This window comes from Bifidobacterium callitrichos, from assembly GCF_008698085.1.
Lineage (GTDB): Bacteria > Actinomycetota > Actinomycetes > Actinomycetales > Bifidobacteriaceae > Bifidobacterium > Bifidobacterium callitrichos.
Genome location: NZ_RZJP01000005.1, coordinates 75,006 through 100,168 on the forward strand (window position 1 = coordinate 75,006; position 25,163 = coordinate 100,168).

19 protein-coding genes are annotated in these 25,163 nt (G+C 57.9%); 4 read left to right on the forward strand and 15 right to left on the reverse strand.

Annotation, left to right across the window (positions count from 1 at the left end; all coding sequences use genetic code 11):
- Positions 1–47: 47 nt before the first annotated feature.
- The 9 genes from EMB92_RS10855 to EMB92_RS10895 all read right to left on the reverse strand — a co-directional run bounded on the left by EMB92_RS10855 (position 48) and on the right by EMB92_RS10895 (position 12,399).
- Positions 48–1,106 carry a glycosyltransferase family 4 protein gene (locus EMB92_RS10855; RefSeq protein WP_150394896.1) on the reverse strand — a complete coding sequence of 353 codons (1,059 nt, stop codon included), beginning with the start codon at positions 1,104–1,106 and terminating at the stop codon, positions 48–50.
- On the reverse strand, positions 1,106–2,122 hold the full coding sequence (locus EMB92_RS10860; protein WP_150394897.1) for a WaaS/CpsH family glycosyltransferase: 1,017 nt from the start codon (positions 2,120–2,122) through the stop codon (positions 1,106–1,108). Before EMB92_RS10860 ends, EMB92_RS10855 begins: the two co-directional genes overlap by 1 nt.
- A gap of 97 nt (positions 2,123–2,219) precedes the next feature.
- A complete protein-coding gene (locus EMB92_RS10865) occupies positions 2,220–3,374 on the reverse strand; it encodes an NAD-dependent epimerase/dehydratase family protein (protein ID WP_190973665.1) in 1,155 nt (384 codons plus the stop codon).
- Positions 3,367–4,203, reverse strand: a complete 837-nt coding sequence (locus tag EMB92_RS10870; protein WP_150394898.1) for an NAD-dependent epimerase/dehydratase family protein — start codon at positions 4,201–4,203, stop codon at positions 3,367–3,369. The genes EMB92_RS10865 and EMB92_RS10870 overlap by 8 nt, the downstream gene beginning before the upstream one ends.
- 49 nt (positions 4,204–4,252) lie before the next feature.
- The gene (locus EMB92_RS10875; protein WP_150394957.1) at positions 4,253–5,485 is read right to left on the reverse strand and encodes a nucleotide sugar dehydrogenase; all 1,233 of its coding nucleotides are present in this window, start codon (positions 5,483–5,485) and stop codon (positions 4,253–4,255) included.
- Between the two features lie 72 nt (positions 5,486–5,557).
- The gene (locus tag EMB92_RS10880; protein WP_150394899.1) at positions 5,558–6,628 is read right to left on the reverse strand and encodes an NAD-dependent epimerase/dehydratase family protein; all 1,071 of its coding nucleotides are present in this window, start codon (positions 6,626–6,628) and stop codon (positions 5,558–5,560) included.
- A gap of 208 nt (positions 6,629–6,836) precedes the next feature.
- Entirely contained in the window at positions 6,837–8,489 is a 1,653-nt protein-coding gene (locus EMB92_RS10885) for a sugar transferase (RefSeq protein WP_223847713.1), read from the reverse strand.
- 325 nt (positions 8,490–8,814) lie between these two features.
- Positions 8,815–10,296, reverse strand: a complete 1,482-nt coding sequence (locus EMB92_RS10890; RefSeq protein WP_150394900.1) for a tyrosine-protein kinase domain-containing protein — start codon at positions 10,294–10,296, stop codon at positions 8,815–8,817.
- Between the two features lie 69 nt (positions 10,297–10,365).
- Complete coding sequence (locus EMB92_RS10895; protein WP_223847714.1) at positions 10,366–12,399, reverse strand: DUF4012 domain-containing protein; 2,034 nt, start codon at positions 12,397–12,399, stop codon at positions 10,366–10,368.
- A gap of 125 nt (positions 12,400–12,524) precedes the next feature.
- Here EMB92_RS10895 and EMB92_RS10900 point away from each other — a divergent pair, with 125 nt between their 5' ends.
- The 4 genes from EMB92_RS10900 (at position 12,525) to EMB92_RS10915 (ending at position 17,440) form a co-directional block, all read left to right on the forward strand.
- Positions 12,525–12,812: a ribbon-helix-helix domain-containing protein gene (locus EMB92_RS10900; protein ID WP_150394901.1), complete on the forward strand. Its 288-nt coding sequence runs from the start codon at positions 12,525–12,527 to the stop codon at positions 12,810–12,812.
- A gap of 743 nt (positions 12,813–13,555) precedes the next feature.
- Positions 13,556–15,094: an ATP-binding protein gene (locus tag EMB92_RS10905; RefSeq protein ID WP_190973666.1), complete on the forward strand. Its 1,539-nt coding sequence runs from the start codon at positions 13,556–13,558 to the stop codon at positions 15,092–15,094.
- A 409-nt stretch (positions 15,095–15,503) separates the two neighbouring features.
- Positions 15,504–15,983, forward strand: a complete 480-nt coding sequence (locus EMB92_RS10910) for a hypothetical protein (RefSeq protein WP_150394903.1) — start codon at positions 15,504–15,506, stop codon at positions 15,981–15,983.
- 365 nt (positions 15,984–16,348) lie between these two features.
- On the forward strand, positions 16,349–17,440 hold the full coding sequence (locus EMB92_RS10915; RefSeq protein ID WP_223847715.1) for a putative endonuclease domain-containing protein: 1,092 nt from the start codon (positions 16,349–16,351) through the stop codon (positions 17,438–17,440).
- Between the two features lie 435 nt (positions 17,441–17,875).
- On the opposite strand, the gene EMB92_RS11555 is transcribed toward EMB92_RS10915, so the two are convergent.
- The 6 genes from EMB92_RS11555 to EMB92_RS10940 form a co-directional block, all read right to left on the reverse strand.
- Entirely contained in the window at positions 17,876–18,013 is a 138-nt protein-coding gene (locus EMB92_RS11555) for a hypothetical protein (RefSeq protein ID WP_190973667.1), read from the reverse strand.
- A 246-nt stretch (positions 18,014–18,259) separates the two neighbouring features.
- Entirely contained in the window at positions 18,260–19,591 is a 1,332-nt protein-coding gene (locus tag EMB92_RS10920; protein ID WP_150394961.1) for an Nramp family divalent metal transporter, read from the reverse strand.
- 432 nt (positions 19,592–20,023) lie between these two features.
- Complete coding sequence (locus EMB92_RS10925; protein WP_052119318.1) at positions 20,024–20,809, reverse strand: HNH endonuclease family protein; 786 nt, start codon at positions 20,807–20,809, stop codon at positions 20,024–20,026.
- On the reverse strand, positions 20,802–21,701 hold the full coding sequence (locus EMB92_RS10930) for an aldo/keto reductase (protein WP_150394904.1): 900 nt from the start codon (positions 21,699–21,701) through the stop codon (positions 20,802–20,804). The genes EMB92_RS10925 and EMB92_RS10930 overlap by 8 nt, the downstream gene beginning before the upstream one ends.
- 47 nt (positions 21,702–21,748) lie before the next feature.
- Positions 21,749–22,819 carry a LacI family DNA-binding transcriptional regulator gene (locus tag EMB92_RS10935; protein WP_043167521.1) on the reverse strand — a complete coding sequence of 357 codons (1,071 nt, stop codon included), beginning with the start codon at positions 22,817–22,819 and terminating at the stop codon, positions 21,749–21,751.
- 166 nt (positions 22,820–22,985) lie between these two features.
- Positions 22,986–25,148 (reverse strand): beta-galactosidase, encoded by a 2,163-nt coding sequence (locus tag EMB92_RS10940; protein WP_043167503.1) that lies wholly within the window; start codon positions 25,146–25,148, stop codon positions 22,986–22,988.
- Positions 25,149–25,163 lie beyond the last annotated feature (15 nt).

The window sequence follows — 25,163 nt, forward strand, 5'->3', positions numbered from 1 at the left end:
AACGCACCTTTCCTTCACACCTATTTAGCCAGTCAAATCGGCATTATTCAGTGCGCCAATCCCAATACTTCGCGGTACACAGCAAGATACTGGGGCACAACCTTATCCTGCGAATAGGCGGCGCGAACCTTGTCGATGTTTCGACGAGACATCGCTTCGCGCCTTTCCACGAGACGCATCGATTCGAGTCCGGAAGCAGCAGCATCTACGTCACCGACCGAAACGACCACTCCACCGTCGTTGCCAATCATGTCTTTGTTCGCGGCCCAATCCGTAACGACGCACGGCAGTCCTGCCGCCATGGCTTCGGTCAATGCCACCGAGAATCCTTCATGCACATAGTGAGACAGGAAAAAGAAGACATCGGATTTCATAAGAGCTTCATGAACAGCATCGTGGCTTTGCGGACCAGTCAGTACGACATTCGATGGTGCAGCTTCGACGACACCCTCCTCAATCTTCCCAATGGCAGTGAAGGTGATGTCGGGGAAGCGTTTTGCAACCTCAAGATAATCGTAGATTCCCTTTTCCTCGCATACACCGCCCACGTACAATGCGTTCGCGAGTGTGGGACGTACCTCGATATGCTCGTCCAACTCGTTGCCAGACACGAAATTCGGAATAAGCCGAATAGGTGTTTCAGAACGTGCGGCAACGAAATCACGAGATTTCTCATTCAATACAATTATCTCGTCCGCCGCATCGGAAAGCCTACGCAATAGGAAATCCGACAGTCGGGAGGATACGGAACTGCTCACCGTGCTGTGGTAGTGAACCACAAACTTGCGTTTACGACTGTGGGCGATATGCACGCACACCAGCTCACGCAGCATCCCGCCCGGAACAGCAGGGATGTTGGAGTGAACCACGGCCACATCCTTGTCCTCGAGCGTATGCTTGAGGTCGCGCCAAATTCTCAGACAGCGTTTGATCTCATCGAAGAGGTTCTTCTTCGCTTTCTCGCCGAAGAACTCGCGTCCACCGACCAGTCCTTCGTTGACGAACACCACTTCGCAATCCTTGGGCATGACTTTCTTAAGTCGCAACGCCCAGGTGCCAATGCCTCCCATGGGAGGCGGCAACGGCACAAGAAGCGCAACCTTCATTATCGGTTCTCCTTACGAGCATAGCCGTGATACACATGATTGACGTCCAATAATGTTCGGACGAATTCCGCAATGGAATATGATTCGTAGATTTCCTCAGCCAATGGTTGATATGGCTTACTGAAGAATGAATCCGTCAATGAGCTCTCGTTCTGCCAAATCAGAACGTCACCGCCATCGTGGAAATCATAGTTGGCAACGTCCTGATTGGCGGTGATGAGCTTGCGACGGGCACCTACAGTCTCCAACGTACGCATAGTAAGGCCAAATTGACCTTCCTGAGGAGAGTCGATGATACATTTCGACCTCCGATACACATTCGCCACCTCAGCGGTAGACAGGCTATCGAACCGGAAGTCCACACCCCTATAAACAGGGTCAGTCAAGCAGCGCAGATGCGCCACCGAGCGTGAAGGCATATAGAACCATGTAAACACACGCAACCCACGGTTCTTGAGACTACGGGAAATATCAAGCACCGAATGGAATTTGCTGGGCTGATGTACACTCCCGATGAAGCAGGCATCCCATTCGAATCCGTCTTCGGGCTCCAACGGCAGCCCTCTATATGCTCCAGAATAGAACAGCGGCCGCAATTCCAAGCCATATGCCGCACAATCTTTCGGCTCAAAGGACAGCACCCTGTCGAACATATCCATGCTCGTCGCGAAGCGCTGGCAGTTAGCGATGGAATCCCACAGGTAGGCGGTGAATCGAGCATCACTGGCATTGCGGATACGCTCGAACTGCTTGCGAGTCCAGCAGAACGACATGCCACCAAGATAAATGACCTGATTGAAATGTCCTTCAGCCACTTTTTTCGCGATAAAAGTCGCATACTGATCGATGGAAGCATCAACGAGTTTGTAACTGATCTTCGCCAATGACTTGAATGTGACGTCCTCATGCGGTCGGTCATCCACGCATTCGACATCATATCCTTGACGGTTCAGTTCTTCGGATACCCGTTGACGGTAACCGAAGAAGGAAGGCGAGATAAGAAGTATTCTGGACAACAATCAATACCTTTCGTCACTTGCATGGTGAGGATATCGACCGGCTGACATGTGAGCCGAAATGGCAGGCCAAAAAGACGACCTGCCATAAGCGCGCTCAATGCTGTTTGCGGACGAACATACCGGCATGCTCCATCTCTTCGAGAGAACGCTCATAGCCGTTATCGCCCACCGTCTCCGTGCCTACCCACTTGCAGAACGCATTCAGCCCGTCATGCAGGCTGACGGCCGGCTCAAATCCAAGCAGGGTGCGGGCCTTGTTGATATCTGCCTTGTTGTGCGCGATATCGCCGATGCGGAAGTCACCAGTGATGTTGATTGCGCTGGAGCTTGCATAGGCATCCTTCAGGATGTTCGCAATATCGATCACCGAAGTGTTCACACCACTGCCGAGATTGATGGTTTCCCCATTGCTCTCCGGATGGGTGAGCGAGGCGACCACGCCCGCGGCGACGTCCTTCACATTGATGAAATCACGGCTCTCCAGCCCGTCTTCAAAGATGTTGATGGGCTGGTTGCGCAGCATCCTCGTAGAGAACACCGAAAGAATGCCCGTGTAGGGATTGTCGAGAGATTGACCGACGCCGTATACGTTCTGGAAGCGGAACACTGTGTAATCAATGCCGAGCGCCGGACACATCGTGGCGAGCATCTGCTCCTGCGCCAACTTCGTAAACGCGTAAAGAGAACGCGGTTTGGCCGGAGTGTCTTCAGTGGTAGCCACCAATGTGAGCTTGGCACCGCAGGAATCGCAGTACATATTGAAGTCACCGGCAAGCATGCGCTCCCCCGTACGGGAGGAGGGATTCACGAATCCGCAGTTAGGACAGCTGTATTTGCCCTCTCCATAGACCGAGCGAGAAGAAGACAGCACGATCTTACGTACAGTGCTAGCCTTGCCTTTCATGGAGATGGCCTGCAACAGGTTCGAGGTACCCATAACGTTGACCTCGTTATACCGATTAATCTCGTACATGGATTGTCCTGTACCGGTTTCAGCTGCCAAGTGAATGACATAGTCGACACCATCAATCGCATCCAGCATGGCATTCAAATCACGCACATCGCCACGAATGAAACGACACTTGCCTTGGATGGAACGATACAGATACGAGGATTCGGGCTCCTTGCCATGAATCTGCTCAGACAGGGAGTCCAGCACAGTCACATCCCAACCGTTCTCACTGTAAAGACGATTGACGATGGCGGAACCGATGAATCCGGCACCACCAGTGATAAGTATCTTATGCATGATGCACTTCCTGCATAATGCGTTCAATTTTGGCACCGTTCCCCCATACAGCCTTAGAATCGTAAGGACGATCGGGGAAAGCTCCGTACTTCAGCGTAATGGCGTACCCATTCTCCTTTATGAACCGCTCTACACGATCAGCCAGCTTCTCTGGCTTACCTGATCCGATGTTGATAATGCCATCAACATCCTTCTGGCTCACTGCAGCTGCAACCTGATCGCAGAAGACCGGATAATCCACAAAATCATACTGATTCTGACCTGTAGTAAACGGGAATTCGGTCTTGCCTTCGTGCGCGGCCGCAGTAATCTTCGAGAAAATGGAGTTTCCATACCTGGAATTACCTACGATGTAGTATCCACGCAACCACTGGAACACGATATTATGCTGCTTGCAAATAAGCTCCGTGGTCTCACGCAAAGCATTCTTTCCGATACCGTAGAGGCTCATCGGATTACACGGAGTATGTTCGTCAATGCTGCCTTCGTAGAATCCGATTTCATGCATACTGCCCATAGCGGCAATCTGCCGGATACCTGATTCGGCCATTTTCTTGATGAAATGATAGTGCTTCGGCAAATCTTCGATATGCGCATCCGAATTATGCACAAAGCCATCACGCCATGCCAGATGAAGCAGCACGCCCGGTTTTCCGAAGTAGGTGAATGGATCATCTATATTGAACAGATCGCAGTCAACGCGCTCAGCACGCTCATCAACATGCGTCGTAGCGAAATCCGCGGCAACAACGGTATGCCCTAGCTCAAGCAAGCTCTTGACGATGCCCTGACCAAGGTAGCCATTAGCCCCAGTGACCAGAATACGCATAATACCCGTGTCCTCTCTGTTATCGTTGTCGTTGAAAGGCGGACAAAGATCAGTCCCTGCGGAACAGGTCGCGAGTGTAGACCTTGTCCTTCACGTCATCGAGGCAGGAATCATAACGATTGGCGACGATGGAGTGGGAGCGCTTCTTGAACTCGTCAAGGTCGTTGACGACCTCAGAACCGAAGAACGTGGTTCCGTTCTCGAGGGTCGGCTCGTAGATGATCACCGTAGCGCCCTTGGCCTTGATACGCTTCATCACACCCTGAATGGAGCTCTGGCGGAAATTGTCGGAGTTGGACTTCATGGTCAGACGGTAGACCCCAACCACAGTCTCATGCTCTTTACTAGCATCCCACTCGCTGTTCGGGCCGTAGGCACCGGCGAGCTCGAGCACGCGATCGGCGATGAAGTCCTTGCGTGTGGCATTGGATTCCACGATGGCCTGAATGAGGTTCTCTGGGACATCCTGATAGTTGGCGAGCAACTGCTTGGTGTCCTTCGGCAGGCAGTAGCCGCCGTAGCCGAAGCTCGGGTTGTTGTAGTGGGTGCCGATGCGCGGGTCCAGGCACACACCGTCGATGATCTCGCGGGTGTTGAGGCCCTTGGACTCGGCGTACGTGTCAAGCTCGTTGAAGTAGGAGACGCGCAGCGCAAGGTAGGTGTTGGCGAACAGCTTGACGGCCTCCGCCTCGGTGAAGCCCATGAGCAGCGTGTGGATGTTCTCCTCGATGGCGCCCTGCTGCAGTAGCTTGGCGAAGGTTTTCGCCGCCTCAACCAGATGCTCGTCCTGCGGATCCGTGCCGACCACGATGCGGCTCGGATACAGGTTGTCGTACAAGGCCTTGGACTCGCGCAGGAACTCCGGGCTGAAGATGATGTTCTTCGAGCCGGTCTTTTCACGGATGGACTTGGTGTAGCCGACCGGAATCGTTGACTTGATGACCATAATCGCATCCGGATTGACCTTCATCACCAGATCGATGACGGCCTCGACGGCGGAGGTATCGAAGAAGTTCTTGGCACTGTCGTAGTTGGTGGGGGTGGCGATGATCACGAAGTCGGCGTCCCTGTACGCCGCCTCGCCGTCGAGCGTGGCGGTGAGGTTGAGCTTCTTCTCCGCGAAGTACTTCTCGATGTAGTCGTCCTGAATCGGGGACTTCCGGGCGTTGATCATGTCCACCTTCGCCGGGACGATGTCGACCGCCGTGACCTGGTGATGCTGGGACAGCAGCGTGCTCAGGCTCAGGCCAACGTAGCCGGTACCGGCAACCGCGATCTTCAGAGAATCGAAATCCTTCATTGTTATTTCTCCTTAACTATACAAGAACTATACAAGACTGAGACCACAAACAGCTCACGCCTGCACAGAATCGGGCGTGTTCATATAGTAAGACTTATACCATTCAGCGAAGTGACGCAATCCTTCACGTAACGGAGTCGACGGCTTGTATCCATAGTCTCTCTCAAGTGCCGTAGTATCCGCATAGGTTACAGGAACATCACCAGGCTGCATGGGAACCAGTTCCTTATGCGACTCAAAGTCATAGTCCGCAGGCAATACGCCAGCTCGAACCAGTTCCTCTTGCAGGATCGTCACAAATTCAAGCAGATTCTCCGGATGACCATTGCCAATGTTGTAGACGGCGTAGGGGGGAACCGGCAGACCATCCTCACCAGTTTTCTTCTCAGGAGCCCCTTGCATGACGCGCATGATACCCTCGACGATGTCATCGACATAGGTGAAGTCACGACGACAGTTGCCGTAATTGAAGATCTTGATGGTGTCACCGGCGAGAAGCTTGTTGGTAAAACCGAAATACGCCATATCGGGACGACCGGCAGGCCCGTATACGGTGAAAAAGCGCAGACCAGTAGAGGGGATGTCGTACAGTTTCGAATAGGCATGAGCCAGAAGCTCGTCGGACTTCTTCGTGGCCGCGTAAAGGCTTACCGGATTATCGACCTTGTCGTCGGTGGAATACGGAACCTTCTTGTTCGACCCGTAGACAGAGGAACTAGAGGCATAGACCAGATGTTCCACCGGATAGTTGCGGCAGGCCTCCAGAATGTTGTAGAAACCAATCAAATTGGACTGGATATACGCATCCGGATGGGTAATGGAGTAACGGACACCCGCTTGGGCAGCAAGATTCACCACAACCTTGGGATGATACTGCTCAAAGAGGGAGAAAACCGTATCCTTGTCGGCCAAATCCCCTTTGATGAAGGTAAAGCCTTCATAATGGCTTAATGCTTCAAGGCGATGCTCTTTTAAGCGGACATCATAGTAGTCATTGACGTTGTCAAAACCGATGACATGAGCTCCCGGCACATGCTCGAGCAACCTCTTAGCGAGATTGGAACCGATAAAACCGGCAACACCAGTGACAACGATAAAACTATCTTGCAGATTAATCGTATCCATGTTTTCGCATTCCTCTACTCTGTTCTTACAGTCGACAAATGAACACTAGTGAACGAATTCCTCTTCACAACGCTCCTTCCCGTCTAAGCCTAAGGACTAGACAAGCTGAAACCAGCATAACTCTTAGGGGGTACCTCATACTTCTCCGCGCTCGCATTATGTGACAGTCCATATATACACATGCTGCGCAACTCCACACTAAACCGAATCAGTAAGCTCCTTTGGGGTTAAGCATTACTCCAACCGTTCGGAAGATATAGCCAATATCACCAAGCACGGACCAATTCTGCACGTACGAGACGTCAAGCTGTTGGCTCTCTTCCTCAGTAAGATCACTTCGCCCCGAAACCTGCCATGGGCCAGTAATACCCGGTTTAACCAATAATCTAGTAGCGTAAACCTGATTGTATTCGTCAACCTCATATTGACGCTGCGGTCGTGGACCAACCACGCTCATCGTTCCCAAGAACGAATTAAAGAACTGCGGGAGTTCGTCAAGTGAGGTTTTCCGAATGAAATGACCAACCTTGGTCACACGAGGATCGTTCTTGAGCTTGAATCTTGCGCCAAGCTCCTGTCCGGCCGCAGCGGCCACTTCGGCATCCATTTTATCCGCATCCACCCTCATCGAACGGAACTTGTAAATCTTGAATGGTTTACCATACAGTCCAATTCGCTCCTGCTTATACAGAACTGGGCCATGATCGTCAAGCTTGATGGCGATAGCCACTCCCAGCATCAGCGGAGAAGACAACACAATTGCAATTGCAGAGACAACAATATCAAACACTCGTTTCATGATCTTACGAGCCGGGGAGAACTGCGCAAGACGTATAGTCATCACAGTGGTACCCTGGATAGCTCGAACCTGAATCTCATGCCCGCTCACATCGGCAGCAGATGTAACCAATGCAATCTCCAGACCAAGTGCCTCCATCCGCAATGAGAACGCGTTGAAATTGTCAGAAAAACGACGCAAAACGTCAGCAACCATCACGGTCTGCGCATTAATAGCGATCACACGATCCGCAAGCGTATGCTCATCGTACTCCATTATCGGTAAAGGGCTACCCCATGATTTATTCACTGCACTGTTAACTGCAACAGCATCATGATCCGGCTCCACCAAGCCACTTTTCGTGTTGAGACGAATCGGGCACACGGCAACTGGCCTGTAGTTCAACTGCTGGCGACGTGCCAAAAACTTTAGTGTGCGAGCGATTCCATCAGGAGATCCGACGATCACCGTACCGTAGGCATAACCGCCTTTTTCCCTAGATCGCAGGATAAACTTACGTATAATCATACGGGAAATCAGCACAAGAACGCCAGCGACAACCATGATAAAAGTCAACGTGCTGAAAAAAATGTTCAGATCAAGAATGAAACTGACCGCACACAACACTAGCCAACATTCAAATGTACCGAGCAATAGCAACGAGTTTAGCTTGTGGCCATCTCCCATTACGTGACGGTGGTACACTCCTGCACGACGCAAACAATAGGCAAATATTACAGCTGCCAGTACAAGATACGCTAACAGGCTGAAGTAAAAATCAAACCTTTCAGCATACAGTGGCATTGGCTGACGATGATACAGATTGATTACCGTCGCTCCAGCGATGATGAACATGGCTACATCGATCAGCATCAGAGCAAGATTGACAAAAAAGCGCCAATAGAGCACATGAGAAAGCTGCCGCTGGCGAATTCCACTTAACTGTTCATCCGTACGATGGTCTCTCTGATTGGCCGCTGCGTCACCTACTCCAGCATTTCTGGATATGTCATCAGTAAGGGACTCATCCATATGTGACATAGAACCCATATTTTCCTCTCCACATCCCATCTTATTCCCCATTCAAACTTCACATGGGGTTATACTTCTTCGAATGATACAAGGGCGGGTGCCCCTTCGGGGGGATACCAAGGGGGTGGAGTGTCGATATACGATTACAGATCATAATTGAGCTCACAGTCATCACTGCATGCTGACTGTAGACTGCGGATATTCTCCATACGCAGGTTCCAGCAGAACGAGGACGCCCAAGAACGCGATCTCGTTCAACGACGCTCAACAATGCTCAACATGTTCAAACGCGTTCCACGTACATCAATTTCGATCAATGCATGAGAAACAGAAGCTGAGCAGATAGCCACCTCAAGACAATGAGAACGAAGCTGAACTAGTCGTTCTTCTTGTCGTCGGCCTTCTTCTTATCCTCGCCGTGCTGACCCTTCTTACCCTTGCCGTCCGCGTCGTCACCGTAGTAGTAATAGCCGCTCTTCTGCGGCTTCTCGGCCTCGACGTAGTTCATCGCCACGCCGGCGGCCTTGATGTTCAGCGTCTCGAGCTCCTGCTCGGTCTGCTTCAGCTGCTTCTTCTCGGTCACGCCGACGCCGGCCACCAGCAGCAGTTCCGGACCATCCTTGGCAAAGACGGCAGCATCGTTGGCCACCTGCATGGGGGCGGTGTCGATGATCACGTAGTCGTACGCACCAGACACCTGTACGATCAGTGCCTTCATTGCACGGGAGTTGAGCAGAATGCTCGGGTTCAGGTTCTGCTTGCCGGCGGGCAGCACATGGAAGTTCGGCTTCCAGTAGCGCTGGATCGCATCCTGGGAGGACACACGATTCGTGATCAGGTGAGTCAGACCGACCGTACCTTCGATGTCAAGCTTCTTGCTCACTGAGGGATTGCGCACATCCGCATCGATCAGCAGCACCTTGCTGCCGTTCTCGGCGAACGCGGTCGCCAGATTCACGCTCGTCGTGGTCTTGCCTTCGGCGGGGCCGGCGGACGTCACGACGATCACGTTCGAGAACTTCTCATCCGGCAGCACGAATGCGACGTTCGTGCGCAGTCGACGAACCTCCTCGGCCTCGCGGGAGGCCGGATGGGCGATGATCACCGGAGCCTTGTCATCGTACGCATCGTTACGGGTCAAGCCACCGAGCACCGGTGCATCCACGATGGCGGTCACATCGGAATCCTGACGCACGCGGGTGTCCAGGAGGTCCTTGATCAGCGCAGCCACAATACCTAGGATGATGCCGCCAAACACGCCAGCAATGAGATACAACTTGACCTTTGGCGAGCTTGGCGCGGCCGGTGCATACGCCTGCTGCACAACTGTAAGGTTGATCGGCGACACGATCTTATCGCCCTCGTCGCTGTACAACGTGGAGGTAACTTGTTCCTTGAGACTCTTGGCCACTGCATTGGCAATACTGGAAGCTTCTTTCGGATCGGCATTCACCACAGAAATATCGACGAGCATCGTGTCAGTTGGATTGGATGCAGTTACACTCCCTGCCAACCCCAGCACTGTAGTATTGAGGCCCAGATCGTCGATTACCGGCTGAAGCACCGCTTCAGTTTTGACCAGCTGCGGATACGTCTGAATTTGGCTAGTCAAATAGGTTGCTCCCGAGCTAAGCTCGTTTCCTGTGCCCCGAGTACTGTTATCGGTCACCGACGTACGATACGTGGCCAGCAGCTCCGAGGTGGCCGTGTACTGCGGGGTGCGGGTGAACGTATAGCCCGCCACGGCGGCAACCACGATCACCAATGTCACGATGGCGGTAATCAGATGCTTCCTGACCGCCATCAAAAGATCCATTACGGTCAGGCCGTCCTGCTGGCTCTCTTCCGGCTCGTTCACTACCCTGCTCCGATCTTTCCTGTGTACTCTTCCAATACTGTTTCACTATAAGGACTAGGGGGGTCACCTTCAGTCGACCAAGGGGGTCTGTCTCAAAACCAACGCATTCGAACCGGCCTTCGGGCTGGCAAGTACATGCACCGTGGCCTCGAAGCTCTCCCCCGGCTGCAGCGTGATCGTCTTGGCTCCCAACGTCAGCGTGTCATGCGTGGCGATCTGGTCGAACTGCGGATCCCAATCCACCAGACGACCCTCATCGGGCGCATAGACATACATCACCGTTTCGATCTCGCCGTGACGCGGTTGACCGTTCGTGTCATATCCGCGCAGCAGATCGGGCGCCGCATTCACTTGGGCCGCATCAGCGGTGTTGGTGAGCTTGATGCGGATCGTATACTGCTTGGCGCCATTGGGATACGTCTTGTCATAGGTGCTGGTCACCTCACGCTTGAGATACCAGTCCATCTTGCTCATCGTACCGTCGTTGAAGTAGACTCCAGCCACCGGCTGTGCTGGGTTTGAGGAAAGAGAGCCAGAAATTATCGAACCCTGAATCCTCGTCTGCTCTTCCTCATGCGCACTCCAAATGTATACGTGACCATCAGCAGCAGCCTGACGTATAGTGGCAACAAGTTGCTTGTTGTTTCCACTAAGATTATGCAGTACATGATCGAAAACACGAGCTGCGGTCATGGCAAAGAAGGCGTTCTGCTCCGACTGTGTGGACATCGTCAAATAGGTCTGATTGAGAATTATTTGTTCGGCAGTGTCACCCGTAAGAACTATGCCATTCGCAAGTGTGACCGGTCCTGTGATCTTGAGCAGGCGCTGCAACAATACAGGATCAACGCTGATAACGCCATCTACGCTCCCTCTCCCAGCACGCTGCCATATGTCACGTGCAAGCTTGGCAGTACGTGGGAAATCGGGCGTGAAGTTGATGTCCTGATAGTCGGTGGCCATCTTCGTGGAGAACAAGTTACGTTCGTCCGGGGTGAGGACGCTCTGCGCCTCGCTCTCGGAATACATGCCATCTTCTGGAGGGGTGCTGAACGTGCCCATGCTGAGCTTGCCCTGGTCGATGGTGAGTGTGCTCCATGAGGTCGGGATGCCTCCGGTGGCGCGCAGTTCGGCGTTGTTTTGCGCGAGTACGAGGTAGGTTCGCGGCGTGGCGTCCGTTTGGCCGGTCTGGTCGAGATCGAACATGGCGGGCATGATGTCGGCCATGCGGGTGACCATGTCGGTCAGGTCCGCGAGCTCCTTGAACTTGGTCTTGCCGGTGTTCAGGGCTTCCGTCAGTTCTGGAATGTGCGTGCCGGAGATGTTGTTGAGTCGGACGTTCGCGTCGGAGATCACCTGGTTGGCGGCGTCGAGGTCCTGTGCGACGGCATTCATGTCGCCCAGCTGGATCGCACCGTCCTGGATGCCGATCTTGTCGAAGTCGAGTGCGGCCGCGGAATCGGCCAGCTTCGGCAGTGCGTTGATCGACACGTCCTTGAGTATGGAGACGACGTCTCGTGCAGCCTTGACATCCGATCCATAATACGGTGTGAACTCGGCCAAACGCCACACCGGCTGTCTGGTCTGCGCGTAGGCGGCGTCGATGTGTGCGGCGAAGACATTGATGGACGTCTTCGCACTGGCCGTGTCCCCACTGCTGACCTGCTTCTGGATGCCGCTTGCGGATTGGACGGCGGCCTCGATCTCGCTCTTCGCCTTAGTGGCCGACGTGGCGAACCATGCAGCCACGCCGGCGAGCGCGATCAGGATCACCGCGATGATGATGAGGATAATGCGGATCCTCTTTCTGCGTTTGATGCGTTTGATGTGCTCGCGGCTCATGCGGCGGCGATGCTTGTGCCGTTCCGCCGCCTGCCGCTCCTGTTCGATGACCTTCTGATCCACATGTGGCATGTAGATCTTGGATGAGGCCTCAAGTTCGGATTCAGGCTCAGACTCGGGGATGGGTTCGGAGGCATGACTCGTTGTGCTCTCCGGTGGTTTCGGAGGTTCCGGCGGATGCGGGGGGTTCAACGGAGAGCGGGAGTCGTCCTTCCCCACCTCTGCGCCCTCATTGCCCCCATGGTTGTGTTGCGCGTTCATCGAAGCGGAATTCTACCGCCATGGGGGTATTTTTTTCAGTCAGTTTTCCTGTTCGAAAGGGGATTCTCCGAAATGGGGTTCTCCGACAGCGAGATACGTCAACTGATAGGAAGGAGGTGAACGATATGGCCAACTACAAAGCACAGGGTGGCATCGAGGTCACCGACGACATGATCGACCAGTGGAACGAGGACGCCGACAACGGCATCTTCCACGGCACTCCGGGCAAGGTCGTGATCAATAAGCCCCTTGGTCGCCCGCCACTGTATGAGGAACCGATGGTACCGATCACGTTCCGCATACCCGAAAACGACGCGCAGGCCCTACGGGAGGCCGCCGAACGCCGCGGTATCTCCTTCGCGGACATCATACGCGAGGCATGCCACCGGGAACTGGAACGGCAGAACGCATAACGTATCACGAGATCCGGCACGTCAATTCAACCCATTCCTTAGCTGACTGCCGCCCATCTCCCGCTCCCCGTACGCTGGGCGGCGGTCAGCGGCGATCAGTGTACGCGGAACGGGAGTTAATAACTGAGACCACCCGGTTCCGTACGCCCACTTGCGACCAGCGTACGCAGAACGTGGGCATAAGACCCGAATCACCCGTGTTCGTACGCTCACTCGCGGTCAGCATACGAAATCGGGTGATCCCACGCCGATAGTCCCGAGGAACGTATGCCACGAGCGGCTCAGCGTACGGACATGCGGGGTCGGACCGAGATAGCCACAGACACCGTACGCACACCCGGAAATCACCCCTCTCGCCCAAGGCATCCGGAGGCTACTTCTCTTTTGCCCGCCATTTGCATTTCCGGCGATTTCGCGGGCGATCCTGCTTGCACGGCACATACAGGAAACACCCAAAACGGCTTGATTCCAACGAAAACGCTGATGTCACCCTTCTCATGTTTCTTTTGCTTCCAAAAGCAAAAGAGCACCCATATACTGTCACCGACCCGCAATACACGGGGCTCAGCGGAGCCTCACCTGACACCTCAGACAAATCACGTCATCAGGCAGCTACTCTTAAATATGGATACACATATACCTAAAATCTAGGATATGCATGCCCATAAATTCCCATTTGTCTTCTTTTTTGATATAATATACCTAGTTTTTAAGATATATGTCTATGAAAGATGGTATTTCCAATGGAACTGCAGCAGATAGTGCAACACGTGCTGGAATCCCGATGCGAAACGCAGACCCTGGAGATCAAAGCCGCCGCCGAAGGCACACCCCGCGTCTATGACACCCTATCGGCGTTCTCGAACCAAAATGAGGGCGGCATCATCCTGTTCGGCATCGACGAGCAGCATGGGTTCGACATCTGCGGCGTATACGACGCCCAGGATCTCCAGAAGAAGGTGCACGGGCAGTGCGAATCCATGACGCCCGAGATACGCCCAGCGTTCGAGACCATGGTAGCCGACGGGAAAACCATAGTCGCCGCCTATATCAGCGGACACCCCATGAGCGAGCGTCCGGTATACCGTACAAGCAAAGGCATCACCGAAGGTTCGTACACGCGTATCGGGGATGCCGACGTGCGCATGACCGCCACGGAGCTTTACGATATCGAGACGTTCAAGGAAGGCCGAAGGGACGACATCAGCACAAGTCCCGCAGCGGCACTCGACGCACTCGACGCAAGGAAGATCGGCCGGTTCATCCTCAATGCGACCAAAGAGCGCCCACTGCTGTCGCGTCGCACGGATGACGAGATCCTGTCGCTGACGGGCATCATTCGCGACGATCGACCCACACTTGCCGGAATGCTCACGCTCGGCGACTATCCACAGCGGGCATACCCCAATCTGTGCATCACCGCCATCGCACTCAACGCAACCTCCATCAGCCCCGACGCCACAGGAGAACGGTTTCTGGACAGCAAACGATACGAGGGAACCATCGAAGACATGCTGGAGGGCGCGCAGAGCTTCATAGCCCACAACAGCAGAACCAAAGTGGTCATCAAAGACGGAGAACGCATCGACGTTCCGGAATATCCGGAAACCGCGGTACGTGAGATAATTCTCAACGCGCTGATGCACCGCGACTACGGCCCCTACTGCAACGGCACACCCGTCAGACTTACCTTGTTCTCCGACAGGCTGGAATGCTGGAATCCCGGCGGCGTCTACGGCGGACAGAACATCGACGACATCGGATACGCCAACATGCCCACGCGGAATCCGACGTTGGTCTCCCTCCTCGAGATACAGAAGATCGCCGAGAACCGCCACTCCGGCATTCCCGTCATCCGGGAGGAAGCAGCATCCAGAGGACTGCGGCAACCGGAGTTCCTGGACAGAAACGGATCGTTCCTCGTACGGTTCTTCAACGAGAACGCTGTTCCGTCAGCCGACGACCAAACGACCGCGACAGTGAACCGAATCGGAACCTTCGCGCGGCAATCCGCCCCTCAATCGACTCGTCAAACGGACGATGACCGTCATGGACACGTCAGGAACAACCCCAAGACCATGCGCCACATGATTCTGCGTTATTGCCATGAACCACGTTCCGCGAAGGACATCGCCGAACATTTCGGCTACAACATGACCTATATGCGCAAAACGTTCATCCGGCCCATGGTCGCGCAAGGGGCGCTGGCCAGAACGATGCCCGACAAGCCACGAAGCAAATACCAGCGGTATCTGGCGGCGGACCAGCACACAGTCTTATGACTCATGACCCAGCGACTCAGTACGCGCCCTTGTGGCTCAGGACCGCGCCGACGGCGCTCCCCTGCCCTGCCCATTTTTTTTTTCATTAGTTTTCATACTGTTTCATATTGTAAACGTAAGTCAGCCTCCCGATCGGGCATGACCATACCCGTTAAGGTATCGTGCACAAGACCGGAAGTCGCCCAACATCGTCTTCTTGCAGACGCAACGGTCTGCACCATGGCCTGCACCATGGTCTACACCATAAAGGACAATCATCGGTACCGTTTTATGCCGGGCGCAATTCGGCGAAGGCGTCCCTGGATAAGAGCAGCCCTGCATTACCGCGATATTGGCGGTTATTCGTTATACTGATATGGAAATACCTTTGGAAATTCCACTGGAATACCACTGAATCAAGGAGTTCAATATGGCATTCGCCCTTCAGGGATTCAAGGAAGTCGAATTCGTCAAGCCGGTCGGCAGGATCGTGATGACGTTCACCGGCAACACCATCCGCTTCAACAAGGCCACCGCACAGGCCCTCGGATACCCGGCGTACGTGCGTCTGCTAGTCAACGAGAACACCAAGCAGATCGCCGTCGCGGTCACCACCTCCAAGGCGCTCAACGCGGTGAAGTTCAGCAAGCCGGAAGGCAAGCAGGTTCTTTCCGTGAGCATCCGCGAGAAGAACGCCATCGAGGCGATCGGCAAGTTCTTCACCCTCACCGACGCCCCGGAGGGCGAGGTCGCCTACGCGTCCGTGGACGGCGAATACTTCCCGCACGAGAAGGCCGTCATCTTCAACGCCGAGGACGCCACCATCGGCACGATGAAGCGCCGCGGCCGCAAGAAGGCCTCGGAGTCCGCTGAGGGCGCCGAGTCCGAGAACACCGAAACCGCCGAGTGATCATCATCCGACGTCGGCTATATTCGCGCTGAATCGCACTGAATATCTGAATATCATTGCCCCGAAGGTTGGAGACGCCGCACGCATCGATATCGCATATCGAGATATCGAACACGCGTGCAGCGCACCCGATCTTCGGGGCAATGCACATGATGCAACACGCTTTTGTATCAGAGCTTGCACAGGCGTTCTTCCCTATTCCCATCTTCTATTCCCATCCCCTATTCCCATCCATGTGATAACGGATTGTCCCATGAGATGGAGGAATCCCAACCGCAACGCGGATTGTGAATAACCATAGGGGTTTCGTCCACATTGGTCGTTTGGACTTTCGCACGTGCGCGATCGCTCTGTATGGTGCCGCCATGACTACTTACGGCGCAATCACCTCGACCAACGACGACGTTTCCGCCTCCGACAGCTTCGGCATCGATGCCGAATGGGACGACGTTCCTCCCGCGAACACGTTCCGATCGCCGACCGGCACCAACGTCGCGCAACCGACCCTGCACGAGTCGCTTGCCGACCGCAGACGAGACACCGTCCAACGGTGCACGGACGCGGCGAAATCCGCCGGCAAACGGCTCCTCTTCGGCATGACCACATCGCTCGCGCTGCAATCCGTGCCGATACCCGACGACTGCGATCTCGACACCGCGCAACTGCACACGGTCTCCAGCAGCGATGCCCGGCGCACGCGACTGTCGGATCCGTCGATCACAGCGCACATCTGGCAGCCTCTCACGCAGCATCCTGACGCCAATGTGCGCATCAACCAGCATGTCTACGCGCTGGATCTGTTCCACACGTGGGCGCAACTCGCACACCACCTGACAATGGAATCGCTGATCGTGCTCGGCGACGCGATCATCACCGCGATCATTCGGCAGCCGAAACTCGCGCAGGGGCGGGATGCGGAGACGATCCGTCGCGAGCTTATGGGTTTCGCGGATACTCTGCCTCGTTTCAGGGGCAAGCGAAATTGCCAGACGACATCGCTGCTCATCAGGGCGGGCGTGGATTCACCCACCGAAACCCGAGAACGACTGTCGTTGCTGAAACACGGGCTGCCGGAAATGGTGCTGAATCATGTCGTTTCGGGAGCGGCCTTCCGCTCGGGAGCGGCCATGACGCTGGATATGGCGTGGCCGGAGTACCGGGTGGCGGTCGAATACGATGGCGATCATCATCGCACGAACAAGGCGCAATGGCGCAGAGATCAGGAGAAGCGCGATCGGCTGCGCAGTCGCGATTGGATCATTTTCACCGCCACCGGCGCAACGCTTGCGGACGCCGGCGCACGAGCGGAACTGGCGTTTCATGTGGCGAGGGCGCTGATGACGCGTGGAGCGGAGTTCCCCTTCCGCGTGTTGGAGGCGCCTATCGAATCGGTGGCCAGAGAGGCACGGAAAAGAGCGAAAAAGAGCGAAGCGGCAGTGAGTGATCTGGCGGTTTGAGGGGTTCTGATATCCTGCGCCGGTAATTCATTGATGAATTGAGTACCCGCAAGCAACCCGCAAGGAATGGGCAACCCGCAAGCAACCCGTAGGAATCCTGCCATTCAACGCAAAAACGCAGTGAAATACCGTTGAGTGGCAAGAATTGCTGCCATTCAACGCGAATTTGATGGTTTTCGACGTTGAGTGGCAGTCCGATCACTGCAGCAGCGTGATTACGGTTATCACACTCACCTCAAAATGGCTTAATTCCAACGATTCTTCAATTCGAGTCCTCGTGGGAAATCATGAATGCAATGATGTCGCTGCCACTCAACGCAAAAACGCAGTGAAATACCGTTGAGTGGCACGAATTGCTGCCACTCAACGTGAATTAGATGCTTTTTGACGTCGAGTGGCAGCGAGCGGCAGACACACCATGAATCACACCACAAATCACTGCCACTCAACGCAAAACCAGCGGATAATCGCGTTGAATGGCAGGGAAAGCGGGAATGAGATAAGAGAACGCAGAAAGAGAAGAAAGGAGAAGCAGAAAGGAACCGAAGCCATGGAGAATGCTGCGTCACTCATCGGCGAACGCTCCTTCAAGCTCAAAGAGGGTGAAGGTTAGGGCGAGAGCGAAGGCGAAGGCGAAGGTTAGGGCGAAAGCGAAGGCGATGAGGATGAGGACGTATCGTGGATGTCGGATTCCTTGACCTGGTCGCCGAGATGGTGACGTATCCTCAAACACCTCAGTCCGCCTACGCCAGACCGAAGAGGATGAAGGTGGGAGCAATGAGGATCGGCAGTATCCTCAAGTGCCTCAGTCCGCGCACCTCACGCCAGTCCGAAGAGGGTGAGGGCGATGAGGAGGACGTTCAGGGCGACGATCAGGGCGGCTACGGCGATGAAGACCACGTGCTTGACCATACCGTCGGCGTACTCCCCCATCAGCTTGCGATCGTGGGTGTAGCGCAGCAGCGGGATGATCGCGAACGGGATGCCGACCGAGAGGATCACCTGACCGATGACCAGCGCCTCGGTGGGATTCGGCGCGAACCACAGCACAATCAGGCTCGGTACGAGCGTGACCACGCGGCACGCCCACATCGGCGCCTTGATGCGCAGCAGACCGTGCATGATCTCGGAGCCCGCGTAGGTGCCGACCGACGTGGAGCTCAGCGAGGAGGCCAACAGCCCGATTGAGAAGATCGTGCCGATGACGGGCCCGAGCACGGTGACGATCGCATGCTGCGCGCCCTCGATCGAATCGGTGCCCTTCATGCCGTACAGCGAGTTCGCGGCGAGGATCAGCAGGCACAGATTCACCGAACCGGCCAGCAGCAGCGCCCACACCACGTCGATCTTCGAGCCGTGGAGCAGCTCGCGCGTGGTCGGACGCTTCTCGCCGCCCGCGTAATGGTCGTTGACGAGCGTGGAGTGCAGGTAGATCGCGTGCGGCATGACGGTCGCACCGAGCATGGAGGTGGCCATGAGCACCGAGTCGCGTCCCGCGAAGTGCGGGATCAGGCCGCCGGCCACGGCCACGGGGTCAGGCGGGGCGATGAAGAGCCCGGCGATGAAGCCGAACGTGATGACCAGCAATAGGGCGATCACCATCTTCTCGAACAGTCGATGCGTCTTGCCGCCCTCGAACAGGAGCAGCACGGTGGAGACCGCGCCGATGATCACGCCGCCGACGAACAGCGGCAGACCGAACAGCAGGTTCAGGGCGATCGCGCCGCCGATCAGCTCGGCCAGATCGGTCGCGATGGCGATGACCTCGGCCTGCATGAAGAACATGAATCGCCCGGCGTCGCTCATGCGCTCGCCGAGCAGCTCCGGCAGCGATTTGCCGGTGACGATGCCGAGTTTCGCGGACTGGTATTGGATGAGCACGCTCATCGCGTTGGCGACGACGAGCACCCACACCAGCAGGTAGCCGTATCGCGCGCCGGAGGTGATGTTCGCGGCCACGTTGCCCGGATCCACGTACGCGACGGCCGCCACGAACGCGGGGCCGAGAATGCCGGCGAGCGCGTGGCCGTGGTGGACCTTGCCCGACTGGTGGCGCGCCGCCTGACGCTCCTTTTCGATCTCGGGTTCGGGCCGCTGGTATCCGTCGGCGCCGACGAGGTTGCCGTGTGCGAAGTCGCCGTTGCGGCGCATGGCGGCGGTGATTTTGGCTCGTTTGGCGTCGCCGTGGATGCGCCCGTAGCCGCTGCCGTGGGCGTGTCCGCTTCTGGCGATGGTCGGGTAGCTGGTTTCGGTCGATCCCGCGACGACGCGATCGCTGTTCTTGGGGGTGTGTTCCCCGTTGCCGGCGTTCCCGGTGCCGTTCTCGTTGCTGCTGCCGTTATCGATGTTCACGCTCATTTTTCGTTATCCATCCCCCTCGCGTGTCATGCATGTGCCGCGCACATCCCGCGCATGACCATGCCATGGTCATCGATTTCCACGCAAAGGTATAGCGCGACCGTGTTACTTGCTGCTGCTTTCGCCAGTCGCATGCGCGGTCTCATTGTCGCCTCGACTACCCCTCAGGCCCGTTTCACGGGCCAGCTCCCCTGACAAGGGGAGCCGAGGGAGGCAGGGCATAGCCTACGGGATCTGCTGGGCGGGGCAGGTATGGAGGACGGCGAGCATCGCGTCCTTTTCGGCGGTGGTGACGGTCAGGCCGTAGGTCGATTTGACGCCGATCTGGCGGGCGACGTACTCGCATCGGTAGGAGCCGTTCGTCGGCAGCCAGTATGCGGCGGACGCGGATCCCTTCTCCTGGTTGGCGGGGCCGTCGACGGCGAGCAGGTTGTACGGGTCGTTGCCGAATCGCCGGCGTTTGGCGGTGTCCCAGTTGCGCGCGCCCGAGGCCCACGCGTTCTCGAGGGCGACGACGTGGTCGATCTGCACGGCGGCGGAGGTGTCCACGCCACGCGTGAAGTGGATGGTCTTGCCTGTGTACGGGTCGTCGAGCACGCCCGATTTGACCTGGCACGCGCCGGGGCCGGTCGCGGCCTTGTATCGCACGTCTTTGAGGTCGCGGGCGAGGATGTCCTCGCGGATGTCGCAGCCGTTGCCGTCGTCGTCGGTCTCCCGGTAGCCGAACGCGTCGCGATCGTAGCCGGACGCGTTCTGCGCGTCGTCGACGGTGAGTTTCGCGAGCGCGTCGGCGGCGGGCCCGGATGCAGCGTTGAGTCCCGAGACCTTGCCGATCTCGGGGCTGAGATTCGGCAGGAGCGATCCCGCGCCGATGCCGCCCAGCGCGACGACGACCATGATGATGAGCAGTCGTTCGAGCGGGCTCGCCGCGGTGAGGATCCGTCGGCGGAATCGCGCGGGGACGGCGCCTGCGCCTCTCCCTCGTCGCCGGCCGACGCGGCGATCACGCATACGTGAAGGTGAGCGGATCGTGGCCGGCGCGGGTCGGGCCGTCGAGCTCGTCGATCGCGGCGTGTTCGGCCGGGTCGAGCACGAAGCCGAACAGGTCGAGGTTCTCCCGCTGACGGTCGGCGTGGACCGACTTGGGGATGATGATCGTGCCGTTCTCGATGTGCCAGCGCAGGATCACCTGCGCCGGGGTGACGCCGTGCGCCTCGGCGATGCGCTCGATCGTGCCGTCGCCGGCGTTGAGGTCGGCGCCGCGGGCCATCGGCGAGTACGCCTCGACGGCGATGCCGTGCTCCTTGCAGAAGGCGACGACCTCACGCTGCTGCCAGGTGGGATGCAGTTCGATCTGATCGACGGCCGGCCATTCGCCGGTCTCCTCGTGCAGGCGCTCCAGATGCTCGGGCAGGAAGTTGCACACGCCGAGGGTCTTCACGCGCCCCTCCTCGCGCAGCTTCGTGAACGCCTTCCAGGTCTCGCCGCTGCGCCAGTCGAACGGGGTGGGCCAGTGGATCATGTACATGTCGACGTAGTCGACCTGCAGCTTGGCAAGGGAGTCGTCGAACGCCTTGAGGGCGGAATCGTAGCCCTGCTGGGAGTCGCGCAGCTTGGTGGTGAGCCACAGGGACTTGCGCTTCTCGCCGGTGTTGAAACCGGTTTCAGCGAGCGCGCGGCCGACGCCGGCCTCGTTGTTGTAGCCGGCCGCGCCGTCGATGTGGCGGTATCCAGCCTCGAGCGCGCTTTCGACGACCGGGGTGATGCCTTCGTCGTCGATCCTCAGGACGCCAAGGCCGATCTGCGGGATGAGATGGCCGTCGTTCAGGGTGATCACGGGCGTGTGGAATACGGGCTTCGCCGCGGACTGTGATGCCGGATTCGGCGTGGATTCGTTCGTCATGGCTGCTCCTTCGTTGCTGCTACGCACTCACTGTACACGTTGGTGCATCACCGTGTGGAGGCGCGGGCGATGACGTGCGACTTGGTCATGAGGAGTTCGGGGGCGGAAAAGTCGCCGCGAATGCGCCCCAGGATCCGTTCGACGGCGGTGGGCGCGGTCCACTCGAGCCTCGAGGCCATCGTCGTCAGGGGGATCTGCAGGTAGGGGGCCTCCTCGATGTTGTCGAAGCCGATCACCTGCACCTGACCGGGCACGTCGTAGCCGGAGGTGCGCAGCGCGGTCATCGCGCCGATGGCGAGCTGGTCGTTCAACGCGACGACGCCGTCGAACGATACGCCGGCATCGATGAGCCGCTGGGTGACGCGGGCGCCGGCGCCGATCGTCCAGTCCTGATCGGTGGCGCCGACCAGTCGCGGATCGAGTTCGAGGCCACGGCGGCGGGTCTCCTCGATGACGCCGCGCGTACGCAGCTGGGCGTTGCCCTCGATCGCTCCCAGAAGCGAGGTCTCATCGTACGTGCCGCGCGCGCCGACGATGGCGAGGTGGCGCGAACCATGGTCGTAGAGGTATCCGGCGGCGGTGGCCGCGGCGGCGATATCGTCCGGGGTCACGTGATCCGCCCTGCCCCACGTGGTGCGCGCGCCGACCACGACGAGCGGGAAGTCGACCTCGAGATCCTCCGGACGGATGTCCTCCACCTCGCTCATCGACAGGATCATGCCGTCGGAGACGGTGGAGTTGAAGTGGCGCAGCAGGTCGCGCGCGCCCTTGGCCGAGCCCTCCGCGTAGGTGGTGACGTAGACGGAGTAATCCTGCAGGCGCGCGGCGTCGATCGTGCGGTTGGCGAGTTCGGCGAGGTACGGAGGCGTGAGCGTGGGCACGGCGAGCGTGATGAAGCCGGTGTGGTCGCGGCTCAGGTTGCGCGCCGCCACGTTGACGCGGTAGCCGAGGTCCTTGATGACCAGTTCGACCTTGGTGCGCGTGGCATCGCTCATACGCCCGGAATGGTTGATGACGTTGGACGCGGTCTTGAGCGAGACGCCGGCCGCCTCAGCCACGTCGCGCAGCGTGACGCGGCGGGGGCGGGCGGGTTTAGCCGGCGTGCCGCCGGCGGGCATGGACGAGCCAAGCGCAACCGGATCGTGCGATGCCTGCGATTCCACTTCGTTCACCGATCTCACCACCCTTTACGCTATGCGTGAGGCCCGCATATACCCAATATCCGGGCACAGTCAACGAACCGCTGACACGGGATGACTTGACCCGGGTTTCGACGTCATTATCTTACCCGCGGGAAACGGTCCTGGTGATGAGAATCGCGTTGCGGCCGAGCGTGTAGGATGCAGCGTCCGGCGTCTTCGGAGCCTTTGAGGCCTCACACCGGAAGACGATGATCGGCTCTCCCTCGATTCCCGGGACCTGCACCGCTTCCTTGGCTCGGTTCAGATAGAAATCGAACCGCACCGCGCCGTCCTCGGATTCACGGATCGTGTGGATGACCTGCGGGTTGGCCGTCGCCGCATCCACAGTCGCGCCCGATGCCGCGCCGAAGCCACGCTCCCCAAGGAGCCGCGCCAGATCGTGGCGGTCCAGATCGCAGCCGATGTAGATGCCCTCGCCGTCCCCGTAGGGGTGGCGGGTGACGGCGGGCGTGCCGTCGAGTTCCCATTCGGCCGCGGCCGCACCGGCGTAGGCGGCGAGCACGGTCGTGTCCTGGGCGGTGGAGGTCACGTCGTTCTGCCACAGGCGCGTAGTCATGCCGTTCGACAGAGTGATCGCGGCAGGCTCGCCCTCGGACGTCCCGTCACCGGAACCATCGTCCGACCCGAGGATGTTGAACTCCTCGGAGCGGATGCCAAGCAGCTCGCGCAGCAGGCCGTTCCCCGCCCCCGGATAGCCGCCGAGCCCCACGTGGAATCGCTCGTCGATCAGGCCGGTCGCGTAGCCGACGACGACTCGGCCACCGGAGCGCGCGAAGTCGGCGATGCGCCGCACGTCCGCGTCGGACAGGGCGATGAGCGTCGGCAGCACGATCGTGCGATATCCGTATCCGCTCCAGTCGTAGGCGAGCGGGATCACGTCCGCACGGGCGCCGGCGTCGAGGAATGCGCGGTACCAGTCGCGCACGTCGTGCCAGTGGCTGAGCCGCATGCTCGGCAGGGTCTCGCAGCGTGTGGCCCATTCGCAGGTGGCGTCGAACAGGATCGCCGTGTCCGCGCGGCGCAGGCACGTGCCCTGCACGCCAGCATCGGAGAGCGTCTCCAAGGCCTCGCCGAGTTCGGTGACGCCCCGGTACAGCTTCGAATCCTCCCCCGCATGCGGGAGCATCGCGGAGTGGAACGCCTCGGCGCCACTGGTGGACTGACGCCACTGGAAGAAGTTGATCGCGTCGGCGCCCAGCGCCACATGCGCGAGGGAATCGCGCATGAGTTCACCGTGACGTTTGCGTGCGTTCCACGGCTTCCACTGCACGGCGGACGTGGAGTGCTCCATCACGTACCACGGGTCGCCGTGGGCCAGCGAGGCCATGAGCGCATCCGAGCAAGCCAGCTCGTCCAAGTGCGATTCGCCCTCGTGGAAGTAGTGGTCGTTCGAGACGAAATCGACCTCGTCCGCCCACTGCGCGTAGTCCATGCAGCACTGGTCGGTGGAGACCATGAAGTTCGTCGTGCACGGCTTGTCCGGGCAGATGGCGGCGATCGCGTCGCGCTCGGCCTTGTAGAAGTCGAGGAGCATGTCGTTGCCGAATCGCTCGAAATCGAGCTGCTGGGCGGGATTGACCATCGAGTCGCCGCCCATGTGGCGCGGCAGCAGCACCTCGTCGAAGCCGTTGACATGCTGCGACCAGAACGCCGTGCCCCACGCCGCGTTGAGCACGTCGATGGTGCCGTAGCGCCGCTCGCACCAGAAGCGGAACTCGCGCAACGCGTCGTCGGAGTAGTCGTACCGGTTGTTCCAGCCGTACTCGTTGCCGACGTGCCATGCGGTCACGGTCGGGTTGTCCTTGTAGTGTTCGGCGAGTTCGCGGCACAGGCGCAGCGCGTACCGTTTGAACACCGGACTCGTGGGTCGCCACGACTGGCGGCTGCCCGGGTTGACGACATGGCCGTACCTGTCGACCGGAAGCACCTCGGGATGCGATTCGTACAGCCACATCGGCGCGGCGGCGGTCGCGGAGGAGAGATCCACCGCGATGCCCGCACGCCCGAGCTGGTCAATGACACCGTCGAGCCAGTCGAACGTGAACGCGCCTTCGGTCGGTTCGATGCGATCCCAGCTGAAGATGGCGAGGGCGACGGTGTTGACATGCGCCTGTTTCATGAGACGGATGTCGTCGGCCACCACGTCGTCCGGCCACTGGTCGGGGTTGTAGTCGCCGCCGAACGCGATGCCGCGACCCGATTCCGTAAGCAGCGCCGGCCATTTGAATGGTCTACGCGATGTCATTTCCATGATTGCTCC

Excerpts from the sequence above, each read along its gene's own strand:
- EMB92_RS10855 (WP_150394896.1), bottom strand. The coding sequence starts at position 1,106 with ATGAAGGTTGCGCTTCTTGTGCCGTTGCCGCCTCCCATGGGAGGCATT.
- EMB92_RS10865 (WP_190973665.1), bottom strand. The coding sequence starts at position 3,374 with ATGCATAAGATACTTATCACTGGTGGTGCCGGATTCATCGGTTCCGCC.
- EMB92_RS10870 (WP_150394898.1), bottom strand. The coding sequence starts at position 4,203 with ATGCGTATTCTGGTCACTGGGGCTAATGGCTACCTTGGTCAGGGCATC.
- EMB92_RS10880 (WP_150394899.1), bottom strand. The coding sequence starts at position 6,628 with ATGGATACGATTAATCTGCAAGATAGTTTTATCGTTGTCACTGGTGTT.
- EMB92_RS10885 (WP_223847713.1), bottom strand. The coding sequence starts at position 8,489 with ATGGGGAATAAGATGGGATGTGGAGAGGAAAATATGGGTTCTATGTCA.
- EMB92_RS10895 (WP_223847714.1), bottom strand. The coding sequence starts at position 12,399 with ATGAACGCGCAACACAACCATGGGGGCAATGAGGGCGCAGAGGTGGGG.
- EMB92_RS10900 (WP_150394901.1), top strand. The coding sequence starts at position 12,525 with ATGGCCAACTACAAAGCACAGGGTGGCATCGAGGTCACCGACGACATG.
- EMB92_RS10905 (WP_190973666.1), top strand. The coding sequence starts at position 13,556 with ATGGAACTGCAGCAGATAGTGCAACACGTGCTGGAATCCCGATGCGAA.
- EMB92_RS10910 (WP_150394903.1), top strand. The coding sequence starts at position 15,504 with ATGGCATTCGCCCTTCAGGGATTCAAGGAAGTCGAATTCGTCAAGCCG.
- EMB92_RS10915 (WP_223847715.1), top strand. The coding sequence starts at position 16,349 with ATGACTACTTACGGCGCAATCACCTCGACCAACGACGACGTTTCCGCC.
- EMB92_RS11555 (WP_190973667.1), bottom strand. The coding sequence starts at position 18,013 with ATGAGTGACGCAGCATTCTCCATGGCTTCGGTTCCTTTCTGCTTCTCC.
- EMB92_RS10920 (WP_150394961.1), bottom strand. The coding sequence starts at position 19,591 with ATGCGCCGCAACGGCGACTTCGCACACGGCAACCTCGTCGGCGCCGAC.
- EMB92_RS10925 (WP_052119318.1), bottom strand. The coding sequence starts at position 20,809 with ATGCGTGATCGCCGCGTCGGCCGGCGACGAGGGAGAGGCGCAGGCGCC.
- EMB92_RS10930 (WP_150394904.1), bottom strand. The coding sequence starts at position 21,701 with ATGACGAACGAATCCACGCCGAATCCGGCATCACAGTCCGCGGCGAAG.
- EMB92_RS10935 (WP_043167521.1), bottom strand. The coding sequence starts at position 22,819 with ATGCCCGCCGGCGGCACGCCGGCTAAACCCGCCCGCCCCCGCCGCGTC.
- EMB92_RS10940 (WP_043167503.1), bottom strand. The coding sequence starts at position 25,148 with ATGACATCGCGTAGACCATTCAAATGGCCGGCGCTGCTTACGGAATCG.